General features: G+C 71.8%; 13 protein-coding genes. 10 read left to right on the plus strand and 3 right to left on the minus strand.

Annotation, left to right across the window (positions count from 1 at the left end):
• Positions 1-79 precede the first annotated feature (79 nt).
• From ACGFI9_RS26935 to galT, 4 genes are all read left to right on the plus strand, one after another.
• Positions 80-1,627 carry a glycosyltransferase family 2 protein gene (locus ACGFI9_RS26935; protein ID WP_393182189.1) on the plus strand — a complete coding sequence of 516 codons (1,548 nt, stop codon included), beginning with the start codon at positions 80-82 and terminating at the stop codon, positions 1,625-1,627.
• A gap of 222 nt (positions 1,628-1,849) precedes the next feature.
• Positions 1,850-3,379 (plus strand): adenylyl-sulfate kinase, encoded by a 1,530-nt coding sequence (gene cysC, locus ACGFI9_RS26940; protein WP_393182191.1) that lies wholly within the window; start codon positions 1,850-1,852, stop codon positions 3,377-3,379.
• 162 nt (positions 3,380-3,541) lie between these two features.
• On the plus strand, positions 3,542-4,330 hold the full coding sequence (locus ACGFI9_RS26945; protein ID WP_393182193.1) for a DeoR/GlpR family DNA-binding transcription regulator: 789 nt from the start codon (positions 3,542-3,544) through the stop codon (positions 4,328-4,330).
• The gene (gene galT / locus ACGFI9_RS26950) at positions 4,327-5,406 is read left to right on the plus strand and encodes a galactose-1-phosphate uridylyltransferase (protein WP_393182195.1); all 1,080 of its coding nucleotides are present in this window, start codon (positions 4,327-4,329) and stop codon (positions 5,404-5,406) included. The genes ACGFI9_RS26945 and galT overlap by 4 nt, the downstream gene beginning before the upstream one ends.
• 316 nt (positions 5,407-5,722) lie before the next feature.
• Here the strand turns inward: galT and ACGFI9_RS26955 are convergent, their stop codons facing one another.
• Positions 5,723-6,940, minus strand: coding sequence for an NADP-dependent isocitrate dehydrogenase (locus ACGFI9_RS26955; protein ID WP_393182197.1), 1,218 nt, complete (start codon positions 6,938-6,940; stop codon positions 5,723-5,725).
• A gap of 133 nt (positions 6,941-7,073) precedes the next feature.
• Between ACGFI9_RS26955 and ACGFI9_RS26960 the strand changes: the two genes are divergently transcribed.
• Complete coding sequence (locus tag ACGFI9_RS26960) at positions 7,074-7,853, plus strand: MBL fold metallo-hydrolase (protein WP_393182199.1); 780 nt, start codon at positions 7,074-7,076, stop codon at positions 7,851-7,853.
• Positions 7,854-8,033: 180 nt separating this feature from the next.
• On the opposite strand, the gene ACGFI9_RS26965 is transcribed toward ACGFI9_RS26960, so the two are convergent.
• Together ACGFI9_RS26965 and ACGFI9_RS26970 are read right to left on the minus strand one after the other, a co-directional pair.
• Complete coding sequence (locus tag ACGFI9_RS26965) at positions 8,034-8,984, minus strand: malate dehydrogenase (protein ID WP_393182201.1); 951 nt, start codon at positions 8,982-8,984, stop codon at positions 8,034-8,036.
• A 99-nt stretch (positions 8,985-9,083) separates the two neighbouring features.
• Entirely contained in the window at positions 9,084-9,947 is an 864-nt protein-coding gene (locus ACGFI9_RS26970; protein WP_393182203.1) for a bifunctional methylenetetrahydrofolate dehydrogenase/methenyltetrahydrofolate cyclohydrolase, read from the minus strand.
• 413 nt (positions 9,948-10,360) lie between these two features.
• Between ACGFI9_RS26970 and ACGFI9_RS26975 the strand changes: the two genes are divergently transcribed.
• The 5 genes from ACGFI9_RS26975 to ACGFI9_RS26995 all read left to right on the plus strand — a co-directional run bounded on the left by ACGFI9_RS26975 (position 10,361) and on the right by ACGFI9_RS26995 (position 15,982).
• Positions 10,361-11,959 (plus strand): ABC transporter substrate-binding protein, encoded by a 1,599-nt coding sequence (locus tag ACGFI9_RS26975; protein WP_393182205.1) that lies wholly within the window; start codon positions 10,361-10,363, stop codon positions 11,957-11,959.
• An 89-nt stretch (positions 11,960-12,048) separates the two neighbouring features.
• Entirely contained in the window at positions 12,049-12,987 is a 939-nt protein-coding gene (locus tag ACGFI9_RS26980; RefSeq protein ID WP_393182207.1) for an ABC transporter permease, read from the plus strand.
• Positions 12,980-13,927 carry an ABC transporter permease gene (locus ACGFI9_RS26985; RefSeq protein ID WP_393182209.1) on the plus strand — a complete coding sequence of 316 codons (948 nt, stop codon included), beginning with the start codon at positions 12,980-12,982 and terminating at the stop codon, positions 13,925-13,927. Before ACGFI9_RS26980 ends, ACGFI9_RS26985 begins: the two co-directional genes overlap by 8 nt.
• 5 nt (positions 13,928-13,932) lie before the next feature.
• Positions 13,933-14,970, plus strand: a complete 1,038-nt coding sequence (locus tag ACGFI9_RS26990; protein WP_393182210.1) for an ABC transporter ATP-binding protein — start codon at positions 13,933-13,935, stop codon at positions 14,968-14,970.
• Positions 14,954-15,982 carry an ABC transporter ATP-binding protein gene (locus ACGFI9_RS26995; protein ID WP_393182212.1) on the plus strand — a complete coding sequence of 343 codons (1,029 nt, stop codon included), beginning with the start codon at positions 14,954-14,956 and terminating at the stop codon, positions 15,980-15,982. Before ACGFI9_RS26990 ends, ACGFI9_RS26995 begins: the two co-directional genes overlap by 17 nt.
• Positions 15,983-16,027 lie beyond the last annotated feature (45 nt).

The following is a 16,027-nucleotide window of genomic DNA, read 5'->3' on the forward strand; positions in this document are numbered from 1 at the left end:
ATGCCGGTGGGGCGTCCACCATGGGGAGCCGGCGCCGCCGACCGGGGCGGTGCCGCACCGATCAAACCGGGGGAATCGGATGATCGTCGACGCGGAGTGTCCGAAGGTGAGCGTGGTGGTGCCCACGCACGACTGCGGGCCGCACATCGACCGGCTGATCGCCTCGTTGGAGCGCCAGTCGCTGCCGGCCGGCGAATTCGAGGTGATCTTCGTCGACGACGGTTCGACCGACGGCACACCGCAACGCCTCGACGACCTGGCCGCCACCCGTCCGCACTTCCACGTGGTGCACCTGGCGAACTCGGGCTGGCCGTCGCGGCCGCGCAACGTCGGCGTGGAGCGCGCCCGGGGCGAGTACGTCTTCTTCGCCGACGACGACGACTGGTTCGCGGACGAGGCGCTTGAGCGGCTGCACGCCTGCGCCCGGGCGCACGACGCGGACATCGTGGTCGGCAAGATGGCCGGGCACCGGCGCAGCGTCCCCCGGGAACTGTTCCGGAAGAACCGGTTCGACGCCACCCTCGCGAACGCGCCGCTGATCGACAGCCTGACCTGCCACAAGCTGTTCCGGCGGGCGTTCCTGGACAAGCACGAGCTGCGGTTCTCGGAGGGGCCGCACCGCCGGCTCGAGGACCACCGGATGGTGGTCCGGGCGTACCTGCTCTCCGGGCGGACCTGCGTGCTGGCCGACTACACCTGCTACCACCACCAACGACGCGCCGACGCGGGCAACGTGACCGCCAACCGGATGGAGCCGGCCGAGTACTACGCCGCCCTGCGTGAGGCGCTCGACATCGTGGACGCGCACATTCCGCCGGGCCCGCTGCGCGACCGGCTGCACCGGCGGTGGCTGCGCAACGAGATGGTGGAACGGCTGCGCGGACGCCGGATGACCGACGCCCCGGCGGACTGGATCGAGCAGGTGGCCGGGGAGATCCGGCAGATCATCCGGGACCGGTTCGCCCCGGGCGTCGCCGCCGGTCTGCCGCCGCTGCACCGGGCCATCGCGTCCCTCGCCGAACAGGGCCGGGTCGCCGACCTGCGCCGGTTGGCCGAGTGGGAGGCGGGCGTCCGGGCGCACGCCGCCGTGCGGCGCTGGTCGGTCGCCGGTTCGACCCTCGCGCTCACCGTCGCCGCCCAACTCTGCGCCGGGGAGGAGCCGATGCGGTTCGGCGCCGACGGCCGGGACCTGCCGGTCTTCCCCGTGGCCGGCGTCGAGCCGCCGCCGGGCGCCACCCCGGCCGGCCGGCCGAAGGTGGACCTGGTGGCCCGCCACCGGGACTCCCAGGAGGAGATCTTCCTGCCGGTCACCGTCGAGACCGAGCGGGTGCCCGACGGGGATGCCGTGCGGATCGTGCACCGGGTGACCGCGACGGTCGACTTCACCGCGCTCAACGGCGGCCGGACCCGGGGCACCTGGCAGCTGAAGGCCCGGGTGACCGGCGCGGGATGGACTCGGGACACCCGGCTGCCGCTGCTCGTGCACTGCGCCGCCGACGGCGCCCCGCCGCGGCTGGAGAACGAGCGGGGCCTCTGGTCGCGGCTGCGCCGGGCGACCCACCGGCTCCGCCGGGTCACCCGCCGGCTCCGCCGCCGACCGGCCGCGCAGTTGGTGCTGGCCGCGTAGGCGCCGACCGGCGACCGGGCCGCCCAGCCGGGCAGGCCGGGCCCGCCGGACTGACCAGCGTCGCCATCCGGCGCGAACGGTTCGGCCCCGCCCGCTCGTCCCGGCCGGCAGGCACCACTCCCCCGGCCGTCCGCCCGCCCGCGACCCGGAGGGGAGTGGCGCTCTCGACCGATCGCCGGTCGGCTGAGAAACTGTGGGCCGGCCGGTGAAGTTGGGGGTTCGATGAGCAACGGGTGGGTGCTTCCCGAGGACGTGCTGCGGGACGCGCCGACGTACGCGCCGCGCACCGGTGAGCTGGCCGATCTGGGTTTGCTGCTGACCGGGGCGTACGCCCCGCTGACCGGGTTCATGACCCGCGCCGACCTCGCCTCGCTGAGCCGGCGGGGCCGGCTCGCCGACGGCACGCCCTGGCCGGTGCCGGTGACCCTTCAGGTCCCGGCCGCGCTGGCCGAGGGGCTGGTGCTGGACGACCCGCTGCGCCGGGCGCTGGTGCTCACCGACGGCGAGGGCGCCCCGGTGGCCGCGATGGACGTGACCGACGTCTGGCCGGTCCGCGAGGGGATCGTCGGTGTCGGCGGCGCGGTACGCGAGCTGGGCGACGGCGGCCACGGGCCGTTCCAGCGGCTGCGGCGCAGCCCGGAGGAGGTCAGGGCGCTGCTGCCCCCGGGGCGGGTGCTCGGCGTCTTCGCCGACCGTCCGCTGCACCGGCCGCAGCTCGCGCAGATCGCCCACGCCGCCCGCACGCTGGGCGCGCACCTGCTGGTGCTGATCCCGGTGGGCGAGGAGGCGGTCGGCGGGCTGCCGGCCGAGGCGCTGGTGCGCAGCGTGTTCGCCGCTCGGGACCGGATGCCCCCGGCCACCCTGGTCGCGGTGCCGCTGGCCCGCCGCCGGGACGAGATCAGCGACGCCCTGCTGCGGGCCCGGGTGGCCGCCGCGTACGGGGTGACCCACCTGCTCTCCACCGAGGGCATGCTCTCCGGGGCCGGGCTGCGGGTGCTGGTCCCCCGGGAGTTGGCGTACGACAACCGGGACGGGCAGTGGCGGTGGCGGGAGGACATCCCGCCGCGCAACCGGCGGCTGGCGCTCAGCCAGGAGGAGATCGAGGACCTGCTGGACCGGGGCTTCCCGCTGCCGGAGTGGCACACCCCGCCGGCGGTGGCGAAGGAGCTGGCCCGGGCCCGCCCACCGCGCCGGCACCGGGGGCTGGTGGTCTTCCTGACCGGCCTCTCCGGCTCCGGCAAGTCGACCATCGCCCGCGGGCTGGCCGACCTGCTGCGCGAGGGCGGCGACCGGACCATCACCCTGCTCGACGGGGACGTGGTGCGCCGGGAGCTCTCCGCCGGGCTGGGCTTCAGCAAGGCCGACCGGGATGCCAACGTGCGCCGGATCGGCTGGGTGGCCGCCGAGATCGCCCGGCACCGGGGCGTCGGCATCTGCTGCCCGATCGCCCCGTACGCGGCGGCCCGGGCCACCGCCCGGGAGATGGCGCACGCCGCCGGGGCCGGGTTCCTGCTGGTCCACGTGGCCACCCCGCTGGAGGTGTGCGAACAGCGCGACCGCAAGGGCCTGTACGCGCGCGCCCGGGCCGGCCTGCTCACCGGGATGACCGGCGTCGACGACCCGTACGAGGAGCCGACCGACGCGGACCTGGTGGTGGACACCACGGACCTGACCGTCGAGGAGGCGGTGCAGCGGGTGATGGACCACCTGACCGAGACCGGCTGGGTGGAGACCCGCCTCCAGTCCGCCTGATCAGCACCACCGGCCGCCGCCGTCCCGCCCCGGGACGGCGGCGGTCGTGCGTCCGCGCCCCGGGTCCGCTTCCGCTGTGCGCCGCTGCGCGCTAGTGTTCATCTTTGTTGGAACACGTTCGACCGCGTGGGCACGTGGTCGAGAGAGCGGAGGTGACCGCGGGTGCTCGCGCGGCAGCGGCAGGCCGCCATCCTGGACCGGGTCCGCGCCGCCGGCGGCGTCCGGGTCACCGAGCTGGCCGCCGAGTTCGGCGTCTCCGACATGACCATCCGGCGCGACCTGGAGACGCTGCACGAGCAGGGGCTGCTGGCCAAGGTGCACGGCGGGGCCACCCTCCCCGGCCCGGGCTCGACCGACGAACCCGGCTTCCGCGCCAAGTCGGTGCGGCAGTCCGCCGAGAAGGGGGCCATCGCCGCCCGGGCGGCGCAGCTGGTCCGCCCCGGCGCGGCCGTCGCCCTCTCGGCCGGTACGACCACCGCCGAGCTGGCCCGCCACCTGGTCGACGTGCCGGGGCTGACCGTGGTGACGAACTCGCTGCCGGTGGCCGAGATCCTGCACGTCGGCGGCCGGCCGGACCAGACCGTGGTGCTCACCGGCGGGGTGCGGACCCCCTCGGACGCGCTGGTCGGCCCGCTGGCCGTGGCGGCGCTCGGGGCGCTCCACCTCGACCTGCTCTTCCTCGGCGTGCACGGGATCAGCGAGCGGGCCGGGTTCACCACGCCCAACCTGATGGAGGCGGACACCGACCGGGCCCTGGTGGCGGCGGCCGACCGGCTGGTCGTGCTGGCCGACCACACCAAGTGGGGCACGGTCGGCATCTCCTCGATCGTCGGCCTGGACGCGGCGGACGTACTGGTCACCGACGACCGGTTGGCACCAGAGGCGCGACGGGTACTCGAGGACAGGGTGGGCGAGCTGGTGATCGTGACCAGCAACGAGGGGGCGGAGTGAAGCGTACGCAGATCGAGCTGGCCGACGGCCGTGAGCTGATCTACTTCGACGAGCGGGACGACGCGGTCCGCGACCAGCCGGACCGGCGGGAGCTGCCCCCGCCGCCGCGCGCCTCCCAGCTCCGGTACGACCCGCTCACCGACGAGTGGGTTGCGGTGGCGGTGCACCGGCAGACCCGCACCTTCCTCCCCCCGGCCGACGAGTGCCCGCTCTGCCCGTCCCGGGGTGACCGGCTCAGCGAGATCCCGGCCCCCGACTACGACGTGGCCGTCTTCGAGAACCGCTTCCCGTCGCTGAGCCAGCGGGTCGCCGAGGAGCCGGCCCCCGAGATCACCCCGTTCACCCCGGTCCGCCCCGGGCGCGGCCGGTGCGAGGTGGTCTGCTTCACCGACGACCACCACGCTTCGTTCGCCAGCCTCTCCCCGCGCCGGGTGCGGACCGTGCTGGACGCCCTCGCCGACCGCACCACCGCGCTGGGCGCGCTGCCCGGGGTGGAGCAGGTCTTCCCGTTCGAGAACCGGGGCGTGGAGATCGGCGTGACCCTGCACCACCCGCACGGGCAGATCTACGCGTTTCCCTTCGTCACGCCCCGGACCCGCACCATGCTCGCCGCCGCCCGCCGGCACGCCGAGCGCACCGGAGGCGGCAACCTGTACGCGGACGTGCTCGCCGCCGAGCGCGCCGCCGGGGACCGGGTGGTGGCGGCCAACGAGCACTGGACGGCGTACGTGCCGGCGGCCGCCCGCTGGCCGTTCGAGGTGCACGTGGCCCCGCACCGGCCGGTGCCGGACGTCCCCGCGCTGGACGACGCCGAGCGGGACGCCTTCGGCCCGCTCTACCTGGACGTGCTGCGCCGCTTCGACGGGCTGTTCGACCTGCCGATGCCCTACATCGCCGCCTGGCACCAGGCCCCGGTACGGGTGGACCGCGAGCTGGGGCACCTGCACCTGCAGCTGTTCAGCATCCGGCGGGCCAAGGACAAGCTGAAGTACCTGGCCGGCACGGAGTCGGCGATGGGCGTCTTCATCAACGACATCGCCCCGGAGCGGGCGGCGGAACTGCTCCGCGCCGCCTGAAAGGAAGGGCCCCTTCTTAACGCCTCCGGTAGCGCAGGGGCCCCCTGTTAACAGCCGGAAGGCGCGCACAACAGGGCGCGGGGGGCCCGGGACAGGGCCCCCCGCAAGGGAAGGGACGGCGGCTGCGCGCGACAGCCGGGAAGGTTGGCTGATCGGCACTCAGACCGTGAGGCGACCGCGGTCAACCTTCCTGGACGGGACTGGCATCTCGTCCACCCTGCTCAACGAACCGCTGCCCCCTCCGGTGACGCGGGCCGGACACGACGGAGCCCGCCGGCGTGGCGCCGGCGGGCTCGGTCGGTGACCCGGGCGAGGATCAGGCGGCGAGCTTGCGCGCCAGGTTCTCGTCGAGCGCGTTCATGAACTCGTCGGTGGTCAGCCACGGGGCGTCCCGCGAGATGAGCAGCGCGAGGTCCTTGGTCATCTGGCCGCCCTCGACGGTCTCGACGATGACCTGCTCCAGCGTGTTGGCGAACTCGGTGACCGCCGGGGTGCCGTCCAGCTTGCCCCGGTGGGCCAGGCCCCGGGTCCAGGCGTAGATCGAGGCGATCGGGTTGGTCGAGGTCTTCTCGCCCTTCTGCCACTGCCGGTAGTGCCGGGTGACGGTGCCGTGCGCGGCCTCGGCCTCGACGGTGCGGCCGTCCGGGGTCATCAGCACGGAGGTCATCAGGCCCAGCGAGCCGAAGCCCTGCGCGACGGTGTCCGACTGCACGTCACCGTCGTAGTTCTTGCAGGCCCAGACGAAGCCGCCCTCCCACTTGAGCGCGGCGGCGACCATGTCGTCGATCAGCCGGTGCTCGTAGGTGATGCCGGCGGCCTCGAACTCCGACTTGAACTCGTTCTCGAACACCTCGGCGAAGATGTCCTTGAACCGGCCGTCGTACGCCTTGAGGATGGTGTTCTTCGTCGACAGGTAGACCGGGTAGCCGCGGTCCAGGCCGTAGCGCATGGAGGCGCGGGCGAAGTCCCGGATCGAGTCGTCGAAGTTGTACATGCCCATGGAGACGCCGCCGCCCGGGAAGTTGGCGACCTCCATCTCCATCGGCGCGCCGCCGTCGGCCGGGGTGTAGGTGATGGTCACCGTGCCCGGGCCGGGGACGACGAAGTCGGTGGCCTTGTACTGGTCGCCGTGCGCGTGCCGGCCGATGATGATCGGCTTGGTCCAGCCCGGGACGAGCCGCGGCACGTTGGACATGATGATCGGCTCGCGGAAGACGACGCCGCCGAGGATGTTGCGGATGGTGCCGTTCGGCGACCGCCACATCTTCTTCAGGCCGAACTCCTCCACCCGGGCCTCGTCCGGGGTGATCGTGGCGCACTTGACGCCGACGCCGTGCTCCTTGATCGCGTTCGCGGCGTCGACGGTGACCTGGTCGTCGGTCTCGTCGCGGTGCTGGATCGACAGGTCGTAGTAGTGCAGGTCGACATCGAGGTACGGCAGGATCAGCTGCTCCCGGATCTGCTTCCAGATGATCCGGGTCATCTCGTCGCCGTCGATTTCCACGACCGGGTTGTTTACCTTGATCTTCGCCATCGGCCGGCGCTCCTCTCGGGGGACACATGCTCAAGCAGTACGAGCGTACTGGAAACTGACCGGGGCTCCCCAGCCGGCCTCACCCTGTGGAAACGGGGTCGCCCGGGACGGGCCGCGGTGCCATCCTTCCCGGATGCCGCTGGATCACACGGTCGGGTCTATCACGGTCACCGCCCTGCTCGACGGGGCGGGGCCCTTCTTCCAGCCCCGGGAGGAGGCGTTCCCGGACGCCACCGCCGCCCAGTGGGCGGCGGCGGACCGCCGCGACCCGGACACGGTCACCCCGGACGGGCGCTGGTGGCTGCCGTTCCGCTGCTTCGCGCTGCGTACCGGGGACGGCCCGGTCACCCTGGTCGACGCCGGCATCGGCCCGGCCGATTCGCTCGCCGCCGGCTGGGCGCCGGTGCCCGGGCGGCTGCCGGCGGAGCTGGCCGCGGCCGGCATCGACCCGGCGGACGTGCGGACCGTGGTGCTCACCCACCTGCACAGCGACCACGTCGGCTGGGCGGGATCGCTCTTCCCCAATGCGGAGCACCTGCTGCAGCGCGCCGAGCTGGACGCGCTGGCCCTGTTCCACCCGGAGCTGCCGGCCCGGCTGCTGGGGCCGTTGCGCGCCGCCGGCCAGCTCCGGCTGGTCGACGGTGACACCGACCTGACCCCCGGGGTACGCGTGCTGAGCACCCCCGGGCACACCCCCGGCCACCAGTCCGTGCTGGTCGACTCGGGCGACGACCGCCTCCTGGTCACCGGCGACCTGCTGGTCCACACCGTGCAACTGGTCGACCCGACGCTCCCCTACGCCCACGAGCAGGACCCGTTGACGGCCCGCACCACCCGCACAACCCTCCTGCGTTCCCTGACCCCGGTAACCCTCGCCACCCCCCACCTCGGCCACCCCTTCACCCCCCTCTGACCCCTCCCCCAGCCCTCACCCTCGCCCCTGTTGACCAAGGAGTTTGCGTCAGAAACCGCGCCGGCCGCGACGCAAACTCCTTGATCAACGGAGCTGGGGCGGAGGGGGGAGCTGGGCCGGAGGGACGGGAAAGGGCGGGCCGGCGGGAGCCGGCCCGCCCTTTCGGCGGTGGTTCTCGGGTCACATGTTGGCGACGTCGGCCTGCTTGGCGCGGACGGCCTCGGCGGCCTCCTTGAGGCTGGCCAGCTCGTCGGCGTCCAGGTCGGTCTCGACGACCCGCCGGACGCCCTCGCGGCCGATCTCGGCCTCGACGCCCAGGTAGACGCCGGAGATGCCGTACTCGCCGTCGACCCAGGCGCAGACCGGCATGACGTCGCCGGAGTCCTCGGCCACGGCCTTCGCCATCCGGGCGGCGGCGGCCGACGGGGCGTAGTACGCCGAGCCGGTCTTCAGCAGCGCGACGACCTCGGCGCCACCGTTGCGGGTCTTGACGACCAGCTCCTCGATCTGCTGGGCCGGCATGACGTCACGCAGCGGCTTGCCGTCCACGGTGCTCTTCGACGGGACCGGGACCATGGTGTCGCCGTGCGAGCCCAGGGTCAGGGTCCGCACCGACTTGACCGGTACGTTCAGCGCCTCGGCGACGAAGTTGGAGAACCGCGCGGTGTCCAGCATGCCGGCCTGGCCGAGCACCCGGTTCTTCGGGAACTGGGTGGCGAGCTGGGCCAGCGCGGTCATCTCGTCGAGCGGGTTGGAGACGACGATGACGACGGCGTTCGGGGCGTACTTGGCGACGTTCTCGGCGACCTGGCGGACGATCTTGGCGTTGGTCTCCAGCAGGTCCATCCGGCTCATGCCCGGCTTGCGGGGCAGGCCGGCGGTGATGACGACGACGTCGGAGCCCTCGATGGCCTCGTAGCCCTCGCCGTTCGGGCCGGTGGTGACGCCGACGACCTTGGTCTCGAAGCCCTCGATGGCGCGCGACTGGTTGAGGTCCAGCGCGAGACCCGCCGGCTTGCCTTCCACGATGTCGGTGATCACGACGGTGTCGAAGACGTCGTACTCGGCCAGGCGCTGTGCGGTGGTGGAGCCGTAGAAGCCGGCCCCGACGACAGTGACCTTCTTACCCATGGTCGTCCCACTCCCTGATGCCAGTCGGTTTTCCGGACCGTATCAGCCATCCTGACACCGTTCCGGCCAGGGGCGGACGGTTATGACCCGCTCGGGTGGTCAGTCCTGCCGCTCGGCCCGCTCGACCACGTTGGTGAGCAGCATGGCCCGGGTCATCGGACCGACCCCGCCCGGCATCGGCACCAGCTTGCCGGCCACCTCGGCCACTCCCGGGTCGACGTCGCCGGTGTAGCGGCCCTTGCCGTCGGCCCCGATCACCCGGGTGATGCCGACGTCGACGACGGTCGCACCCGGGGTGACCATCTCGGCGGTGAGCAGCCCGGGCACGCCGGCCGCGACGATGACGATGTCCGCCTCCCGGGTGTGCGCGGCGAGGTCGAGGGTGCCGGTGTGGCAGAGGGTCACCGTGGCGTTCTCGCTGCGCCGGGTGAGCAGCAGGCCGAGCGGCCGGCCCACCGTGTTGCCCCGGCCGACCACCGCCACCTTCGCGCCGCTCAGCCCGACGTCGTGCCGGCGCAGCAGCTCGACGATGCCGCGCGGGGTGCAGGGCAGCGGCCCCGGGTAGCCGAGGACGAGGCGACCCAGGTTGACCGGGTGCAGGCCGTCGGCGTCCTTGGCCGGGTCGATCATCTCCAGCGCCCGCTGGGTGTCCAGCTGCGCCGGGAGCGGGAGCTGGACGATGTAGCCGTGGCAGGCCGGGTCGGCGTTCAGCTCGGTCAGGACCGCGTCGAGCTGGTCCTGGGTGGCGTCGGCGGGCAGCTCGCGCCGGATCGAGGCGATGCCCACCTCGGCGCAGTCCCGGTGCTTGCCGTTGACGTACGCCTGGGAACCGGGGTCGGCGCCGACCAGGACCGTGCCGAGTCCGGGGGTGATGCCGCGCTCCGCCAGCGCCTTGACCCGCGCCCGCAGCTCGTCCTTGATCTCCGCCGCGGTCGCCTTGCCGTCCAGGATCGTCGCCGTCACGTCTGGATCGTCTCACGGCCCGGCCCGCCCGGAACGACGACAGGGAATGGTGACGATCTGTTACGTGGGTTTCGTCACCGAGAGTTACCGGCTGTGGATTGCCCCACATGGGGGGACGGACAGGCGATGATCGACCGGGGCGCAGCGGACAGCCGGTCGACAACCGCGCGAGCAGGTGGACAGGGCGCCGGAGGCACGGCCGGACGATCCCAATCCGGCCACTGACCAGCACTGGAGCCCAAATCGCGTAGCAGAACGGCGAGACGCGCACAAGCCGGGGATCCCCACTCCGTTATCGCTTCGCAACGCTCTCGTTGCCGAAGCGACCCACGGCGACTTACCGTTGCCGGTCGTTGCGCAGCGTTACCCAGCGCCGGGCCTGACTGCGCAGCGTGAGGAGATGAGGAGCCCCCATGCGTGTTCGTAGGCTCGCTGCCTGGACCGCCCTCCCGCTCGCGGTGACCCTGGGCCTGGTGGCCTGCGGCACGGGCGGCGAGGGCGGCAAGAGCGACCCCAACGCGGCCGTGCGAATCGAGATCGCTGAGCCGCAGCACCTGGTCCCGACCAACACCAACGAGACGAGTGGCTCGCAGGTGCTGGCCGCCCTGTTCAGCCCCCTGGTCGACTACGACCAGTCGAACAAGCCGTACGAGGTGGCGGCCCAGTCGGTGACGTCGTCGGACAACAAGGTCTGGACGATCAAGCTGAAGCCCGGCTACACCTTCCACAACGGCGAGAAGGTCACGGCCGACAACTACATCGACGCCTGGAACTACGGCGCGTACGCCCCGAACGGCCAGAACTCCAGCTACTTCTTCGAGAAGGTCGCCGGCTACGAGGACCTGCAGGGCGAGAAGCCGAAGGCCAAGACGCTGAGCGGCCTCAAGAAGGTCGACGACCTGACCTTCACCGTGACGCTCTCCCAGCCGTACGTCGACTTCAAGTCGATGCTGGGCTACACCGCCTTCTACCCGCTGCCCAAGGCGGCCTTCTCCGCCCCGGGCGTGCTGGCCGAGGGGTACGAGCAGGCGCCGATCGGTCAGGGCCCGTTCAAGATGAAGGGCACCTGGCAGCACGACGCCAAGGTCGAGGTGGAGAAGTACGACGCCTTCCCCGGCCAGCAGCCGAAGGTGCACGGCGTCGAGTTCCGGATCTACCAGCAGATGACGGCCGCGTACGCGGACGTGCTGTCGGACAACCTTGACGTGATCAAGGAGATCCCGACCGAGAACCTGTCGACCGCCCCGACCGACCTCGGCGACCGGTTCCAGCAGAGCCCCGCCTCGTCGCTCCAGGTGCTGGCCTTCCCGACCTTCCAGAAGGAGTTCAGCAAGCCCGAGGTGCGCAAGGCCATCTCGATGGCGATCGACCGCGAGGAGATCACCAAGTCGATCTTCAAGGGCTCGCAGCAGCCGGCCCGCTCGTTCGTATCGCCGGTCGTCGCCGGCTACCGGGAGGACACCATCGGCGCGGCCGGTCAGTTCGACCCGGCCAAGGCCAAGGCGATGTACGAGGCCGCGGGCGGCCCGAAGAAGATCGAGCTGTCCTACAACGGCGACGGCGGCCACAAGGACTGGATCGACGCCACCTGCAACCAGCTCAAGACCAACCTGGGCGTGGAGTGCGTCGGCACCGCCGAGCCGAAGTTCGCGGACCTGCTGACCAAGCTCAAGCAGAAGCAGTCGGTCGGCCTGTTCCGGATGGGCTGGGTCATGGACTACCCGTCCATGGAGAACTACCTGGGCCCGCTGTACAGCACCAACGGCTCGTCGAACTACTACGGCTACAGCAACCCGCAGTTCGACAAGCTGCTCGCCGAGGGCGCCAGCGCCCCGACGCAGGACGAGGCGATCAGGAAGTACCAGGCGGCGGAGGACCTCCTGGCCGAGGACATGCCGGTGATCCCGCTCCGGTACGGCCAGAACAACTTCGGCCACTCGACCAAGGTCAAGAACGTCGAGGTCGACCTCTTCGACCGGGTCAACCTGCTGAAGATCGAGGCCGTCAAGTAACAGCCCCGTACGACGGGTCGGGCCACCTGCGGGTGGCCCGACCCGCGGGACGGCGTACCCTTCGCCCCTTTTCAGAGAGACTTCACAGTATGTTCCGCTTCATTCTGCGGAGACTGCTCCAGATGGTCCTCGCCTTCTTCGGGACCACCCTGATCGTCTACGCGCTGATGTTCGCCGGCCAGGGCGACCCCATCCAGGCGCTCGCGGGGGAACGCCCCGTCACCGCGGCCCAGCGGGCCTACCTGACCGAGAAGTACCACCTGGACGCCACCGGCGTCGGCGGCTTCTTCTACCGCTACTTCGACTACCTGAAGAACCTGCTCCAGGGTGACCTGGGGCAGTCGCTGACCGGACGGCAGATCGGCGACATCCTCGCCACCGCCTGGCCGGTCACCGTGCAGCTCGCGCTGATCGCGATGGCCGTGACCGTCGTCTTCGGGGTCACCGCCGGGGTGATCGCCGGCATCCGGCGGGCCGGCATCTTCGACAACTCGACGCTGGTGCTCACCCTGCTGGTGCTCGGCATCCCGACCATCGTGCTCGCCCCGCTGGCCCAGTACTTCCTCGGCGTGAAGTGGCAGCTCTTCCCGCCCACCGCCGGCGCCGAGCCGGACCTGTACGCGCTGCTGCTGCCCGGCATCGTGCTCGGCTCGCTCTCGCTGGCCACCGCGCTGCGGCTGACCCGTACCTCCGTGGCGGAGAACCTGCGCGCCGACTACGTCCGCACCGCCCGATCGAAGGGCCTGGTCAAACGGCGGATCGTCAGCGTGCACGTGCTGCGCAACTCGCTCATCCCGGTGGTCACCTTCCTCGGCGTCGAGCTGGGCAACCTGATGAGCGGCGCGATCATCACCGAGGGCGTGTTCAACATTCCCGGCGTCGGCTTCAACCTGTTCCGCGGCATCCGCACCGAGGACGGCCCGCTGGTGGTGGGCATCGTCAGCGTGCTGGTCGTGGTCTACCTCGTCTCCAACCTGGTGGTGGACGTCCTGTACGCCGTACTCGACCCGAGGATCCGCTATGAGTGATTTCGAAACCGTGGCGGCCACGGAGAATCAGGCCGCACGGCGGGGCGTCTCCGGCGAGCCGGGCACCCCGGCCGCGGCGCAGAAGCCGCGCAGCCTGGCCGGCGACGCCTGGCGCGACCTGCGCCGCAACCCGATCTTCTGGGTCAGCCTGACCCTGGTCGTGCTGGTCGCCGCGATGGCCGCCGTCCCGTCCCTGTTCACCGCCAACGACCCGCGCGACTGCGTGCTCTCCCGGCAGCACGCCGGGCCGTCCGGCGGGGCGATCTTCGGGTACGACTTCCAGGGCTGCGACACGTACGCCCGGGCGGTCTACGGGGCGCGCGCCTCGCTCCTGGTCGGCGCGCTCTCCGCGCTGTTCACCGGCCTGATCGCGTTGGTCGTCGGGATGCTCGCCGGCTACTTCGGCCGCTGGGTCGACGCGGTGCTCTCCCGGGTGATCGACATCGTGCTCGGCATCCCGCTGCTGCTCGCCGCGATCGTGCTGCTCAAGCGGGTGAGCACCAGCAGCGACAACGTCCGGCTGTTCGCGGTGATCTTCGTGCTGGCGGTGCTCGGCTGGACCACGGCGGCCCGGGTGGTCCGCTCCTCGGTGATCACCGCCAAGGAGCAGGACTATGTGGCCGCGGCCCGGATGCTCGGCGCCGGCAACGGCCGGATCATGTGGCGGCACATCCTGCCGAACGCGCTCGCCCCGGCGATCGTGGTGCTCACCATCGCGCTCGGCTCGTTCATCGCCGCCGAGGCCACGCTGAGCTTCCTCGGCATCGGCCTCAAGGCCCCGACCATCTCCTGGGGCATCGACATCGACGCCGGCCGGGTGCACATGCGGGAGTCCGCGACCCCGCTGGTCGTCCCCTCCGCCTTCCTGGCGCTGACCGTGCTCGCCTTCATCATGCTGGGCGACGCGATCCGCGACGCCTTCGACCCGAAGCTGCGGTGACACACATGACCCAGTCCGCTGTCGTACCGACCCCGGCCTCCCCCACCCCGCCGGGTGGCCACCTGCTCGAGGTACGGGACCTGCACGTCGAGTTCCGCACCCGGGAGGGTGTGGCCAAGGTGATCAACGGGGTGTCGTACCACCTCGACCCGGGCGAGACCCTGGCCGTGCTCGGCGAGTCCGGCTCCGGCAAGTCGGTCACCGCCCAGGCGATCATGGGCATCCTGGACACTCCCCCGGCGCACGTCCGGTCCGGCCAGATCCTCTATCAGGGCCGCGACCTGCTGACGCAGTCCGAGGAGCAGCGCCGGCAGGTGCGCGGCAAGGAGATCGCGATGATCTTCCAGGACGCGCTCTCCGCGTTGAACCCGGTCTTCCCGGTCGGCTGGCAGATCGGCGAGACGCTGCGCCAGCGCGAGGGGATGTCCCGGGCCGACGCGCGCCGGCGGGCCGCCGAGCTGATGGACCTGGTCAAGATCCCGGCCGCGGCGAAGCGGCTCGGGGACTACCCGCACCAGTTCTCCGGCGGGATGCGGCAACGCGTCATGATCGCCATGGCGCTCGCCCTGAACCCGAAGGTGCTGATCGCCGACGAGCCGACCACCGCGCTGGACGTCACCGTGCAGGCCCAGATCATGGACCTGCTCGCCGACCTGCGCCGTGACCTCGACATGGCGATGATCCTGATCACCCACGACCTCGGCGTGGTCGCCGGCGTCGCGGACCGGATCGCCGTCATGTACGCCGGCCGGATCGTCGAGCACGCCGACGTGCGCTCGCTGTACCGGGCGCCGGCCCACCCGTACACCAAGGGACTTCTGGAGTCGATCCCGCGGCTGGACGTACGCGGGCAGGCGCTCTCGACGATCAAGGGGCTGCCGCCGAACCTGATGCGCATCCCCTCCGGTTGCCCGTTCCACCCCCGGTGCCCGTACGCGCAGCAGGTCTGCGTGGACGTGGTGCCGCACGACCTGGTCCTCGGCGACGGCCGGACCAGCGCGTGCCACTTCGCGCAGGAGGTCCGTGATGACAGCGCCCGCTAGCCCGACCAAGGTCCGTGGCGAGACGATCCTCGCCGTCGACAACCTGGTCAAGCACTTCCCGATCACCCAGGGAGTGCTGTTCAGGAAGCAGACCGGCGCGGTCAAGGCCGTCGACGGGGTCAGCTTCGAGCTGCGCCGGGGCGAGACGCTCGGCGTGGTCGGCGAGTCCGGCTGCGGCAAGTCCACCCTGGCCCGGCTGCTCATGCGGCTGGAGACCCCGACCGCCGGCCGGGCCAAGCTGGAGGGCCGGGATCTGTTCAAGGCCTCCGGGTCGGAGCTGCGCCGGCTGCGCCGGAACATGCAGATGGTGATGCAGGACCCGTACACCTCGCTGAACCCGCGGATGACGGTGGGCGACATCGTCGGCGAGCCGTTCGACATCCACCCGGAGGCGGCCCCGAAGGGCAGCAAGCGGCAGCGGGTGCAGGAGCTGCTGGACGTGGTCGGGCTCAACCCGGAGCACATCAACCGCTACCCGCACCAGTTCTCCGGCGGTCAGCGGCAGCGCATCGGCATCGCCCGCGCGCTCGCCCTGCGGCCCGAGATCATCGTCTGCGACGAGCCGGTCTCGGCCCTGGACGTCTCCATCCAGGCCCAGGTGATCAACCTGCTGGAGCAGCTCCAGGACGAGTTCGGGCTGTCGTACATCTTCATCGCGCACGACCTGTCGGTGGTCCGGCACATCTCGGACCGGGTGGCGGTGATGTACCTCGGCAAGATCGTGGAGATCGGCACCGAGGAGGAGATCTACGAGCGGGCCACCCACCCGTACACCCAGGCGCTGCTCTCGGCGGTGCCGGTGCCCGACCCGGACGCCCGCGCGGACCGGAACATCATCCGGCTCACCGGCGACGTGCCCAGCCCGGCCGACCCGCCGTCGGGCTGCCGGTTCCGGACCCGGTGCTGGAAGGCGCAGGAGGTCTGCGCCACCCAGGAGCCGCACACGGTGCTCCGCGCGGCCGACCCGCACCCCTCGGCCTGCCACTTCGCCGAGGTGCGCCCGGCCGCCTGACCCGCGAGGCACGGATGAGAGCAAGGGCCCCTTCTTGACGCCAGG

This window comes from Micromonospora sp. NPDC048930, from assembly GCF_043197935.1.
Classification (GTDB): domain Bacteria; phylum Actinomycetota; class Actinomycetes; order Mycobacteriales; family Micromonosporaceae; genus Micromonospora.

Coding starts and splice junctions, on each gene's coding strand:
- ACGFI9_RS26935 (WP_393182189.1), top strand. CDS start 80: ATGATCGTCGACGCGGAGTGTCCGAAGGTGAGCGTGGTGGTGCCCACG.
- cysC (WP_393182191.1), top strand. CDS start 1,850: ATGAGCAACGGGTGGGTGCTTCCCGAGGACGTGCTGCGGGACGCGCCG.
- ACGFI9_RS26955 (WP_393182197.1), bottom strand. CDS start 6,940: ATGGCGAAGATCAAGGTAAACAACCCGGTCGTGGAAATCGACGGCGAC.
- ACGFI9_RS26960 (WP_393182199.1), top strand. CDS start 7,074: ATGCCGCTGGATCACACGGTCGGGTCTATCACGGTCACCGCCCTGCTC.
- ACGFI9_RS26965 (WP_393182201.1), bottom strand. CDS start 8,984: ATGGGTAAGAAGGTCACTGTCGTCGGGGCCGGCTTCTACGGCTCCACC.
- ACGFI9_RS26975 (WP_393182205.1), top strand. CDS start 10,361: ATGCGTGTTCGTAGGCTCGCTGCCTGGACCGCCCTCCCGCTCGCGGTG.
- ACGFI9_RS26980 (WP_393182207.1), top strand. CDS start 12,049: ATGTTCCGCTTCATTCTGCGGAGACTGCTCCAGATGGTCCTCGCCTTC.
- ACGFI9_RS26985 (WP_393182209.1), top strand. CDS start 12,980: ATGAGTGATTTCGAAACCGTGGCGGCCACGGAGAATCAGGCCGCACGG.
- ACGFI9_RS26990 (WP_393182210.1), top strand. CDS start 13,933: ATGACCCAGTCCGCTGTCGTACCGACCCCGGCCTCCCCCACCCCGCCG.
- ACGFI9_RS26995 (WP_393182212.1), top strand. CDS start 14,954: ATGACAGCGCCCGCTAGCCCGACCAAGGTCCGTGGCGAGACGATCCTC.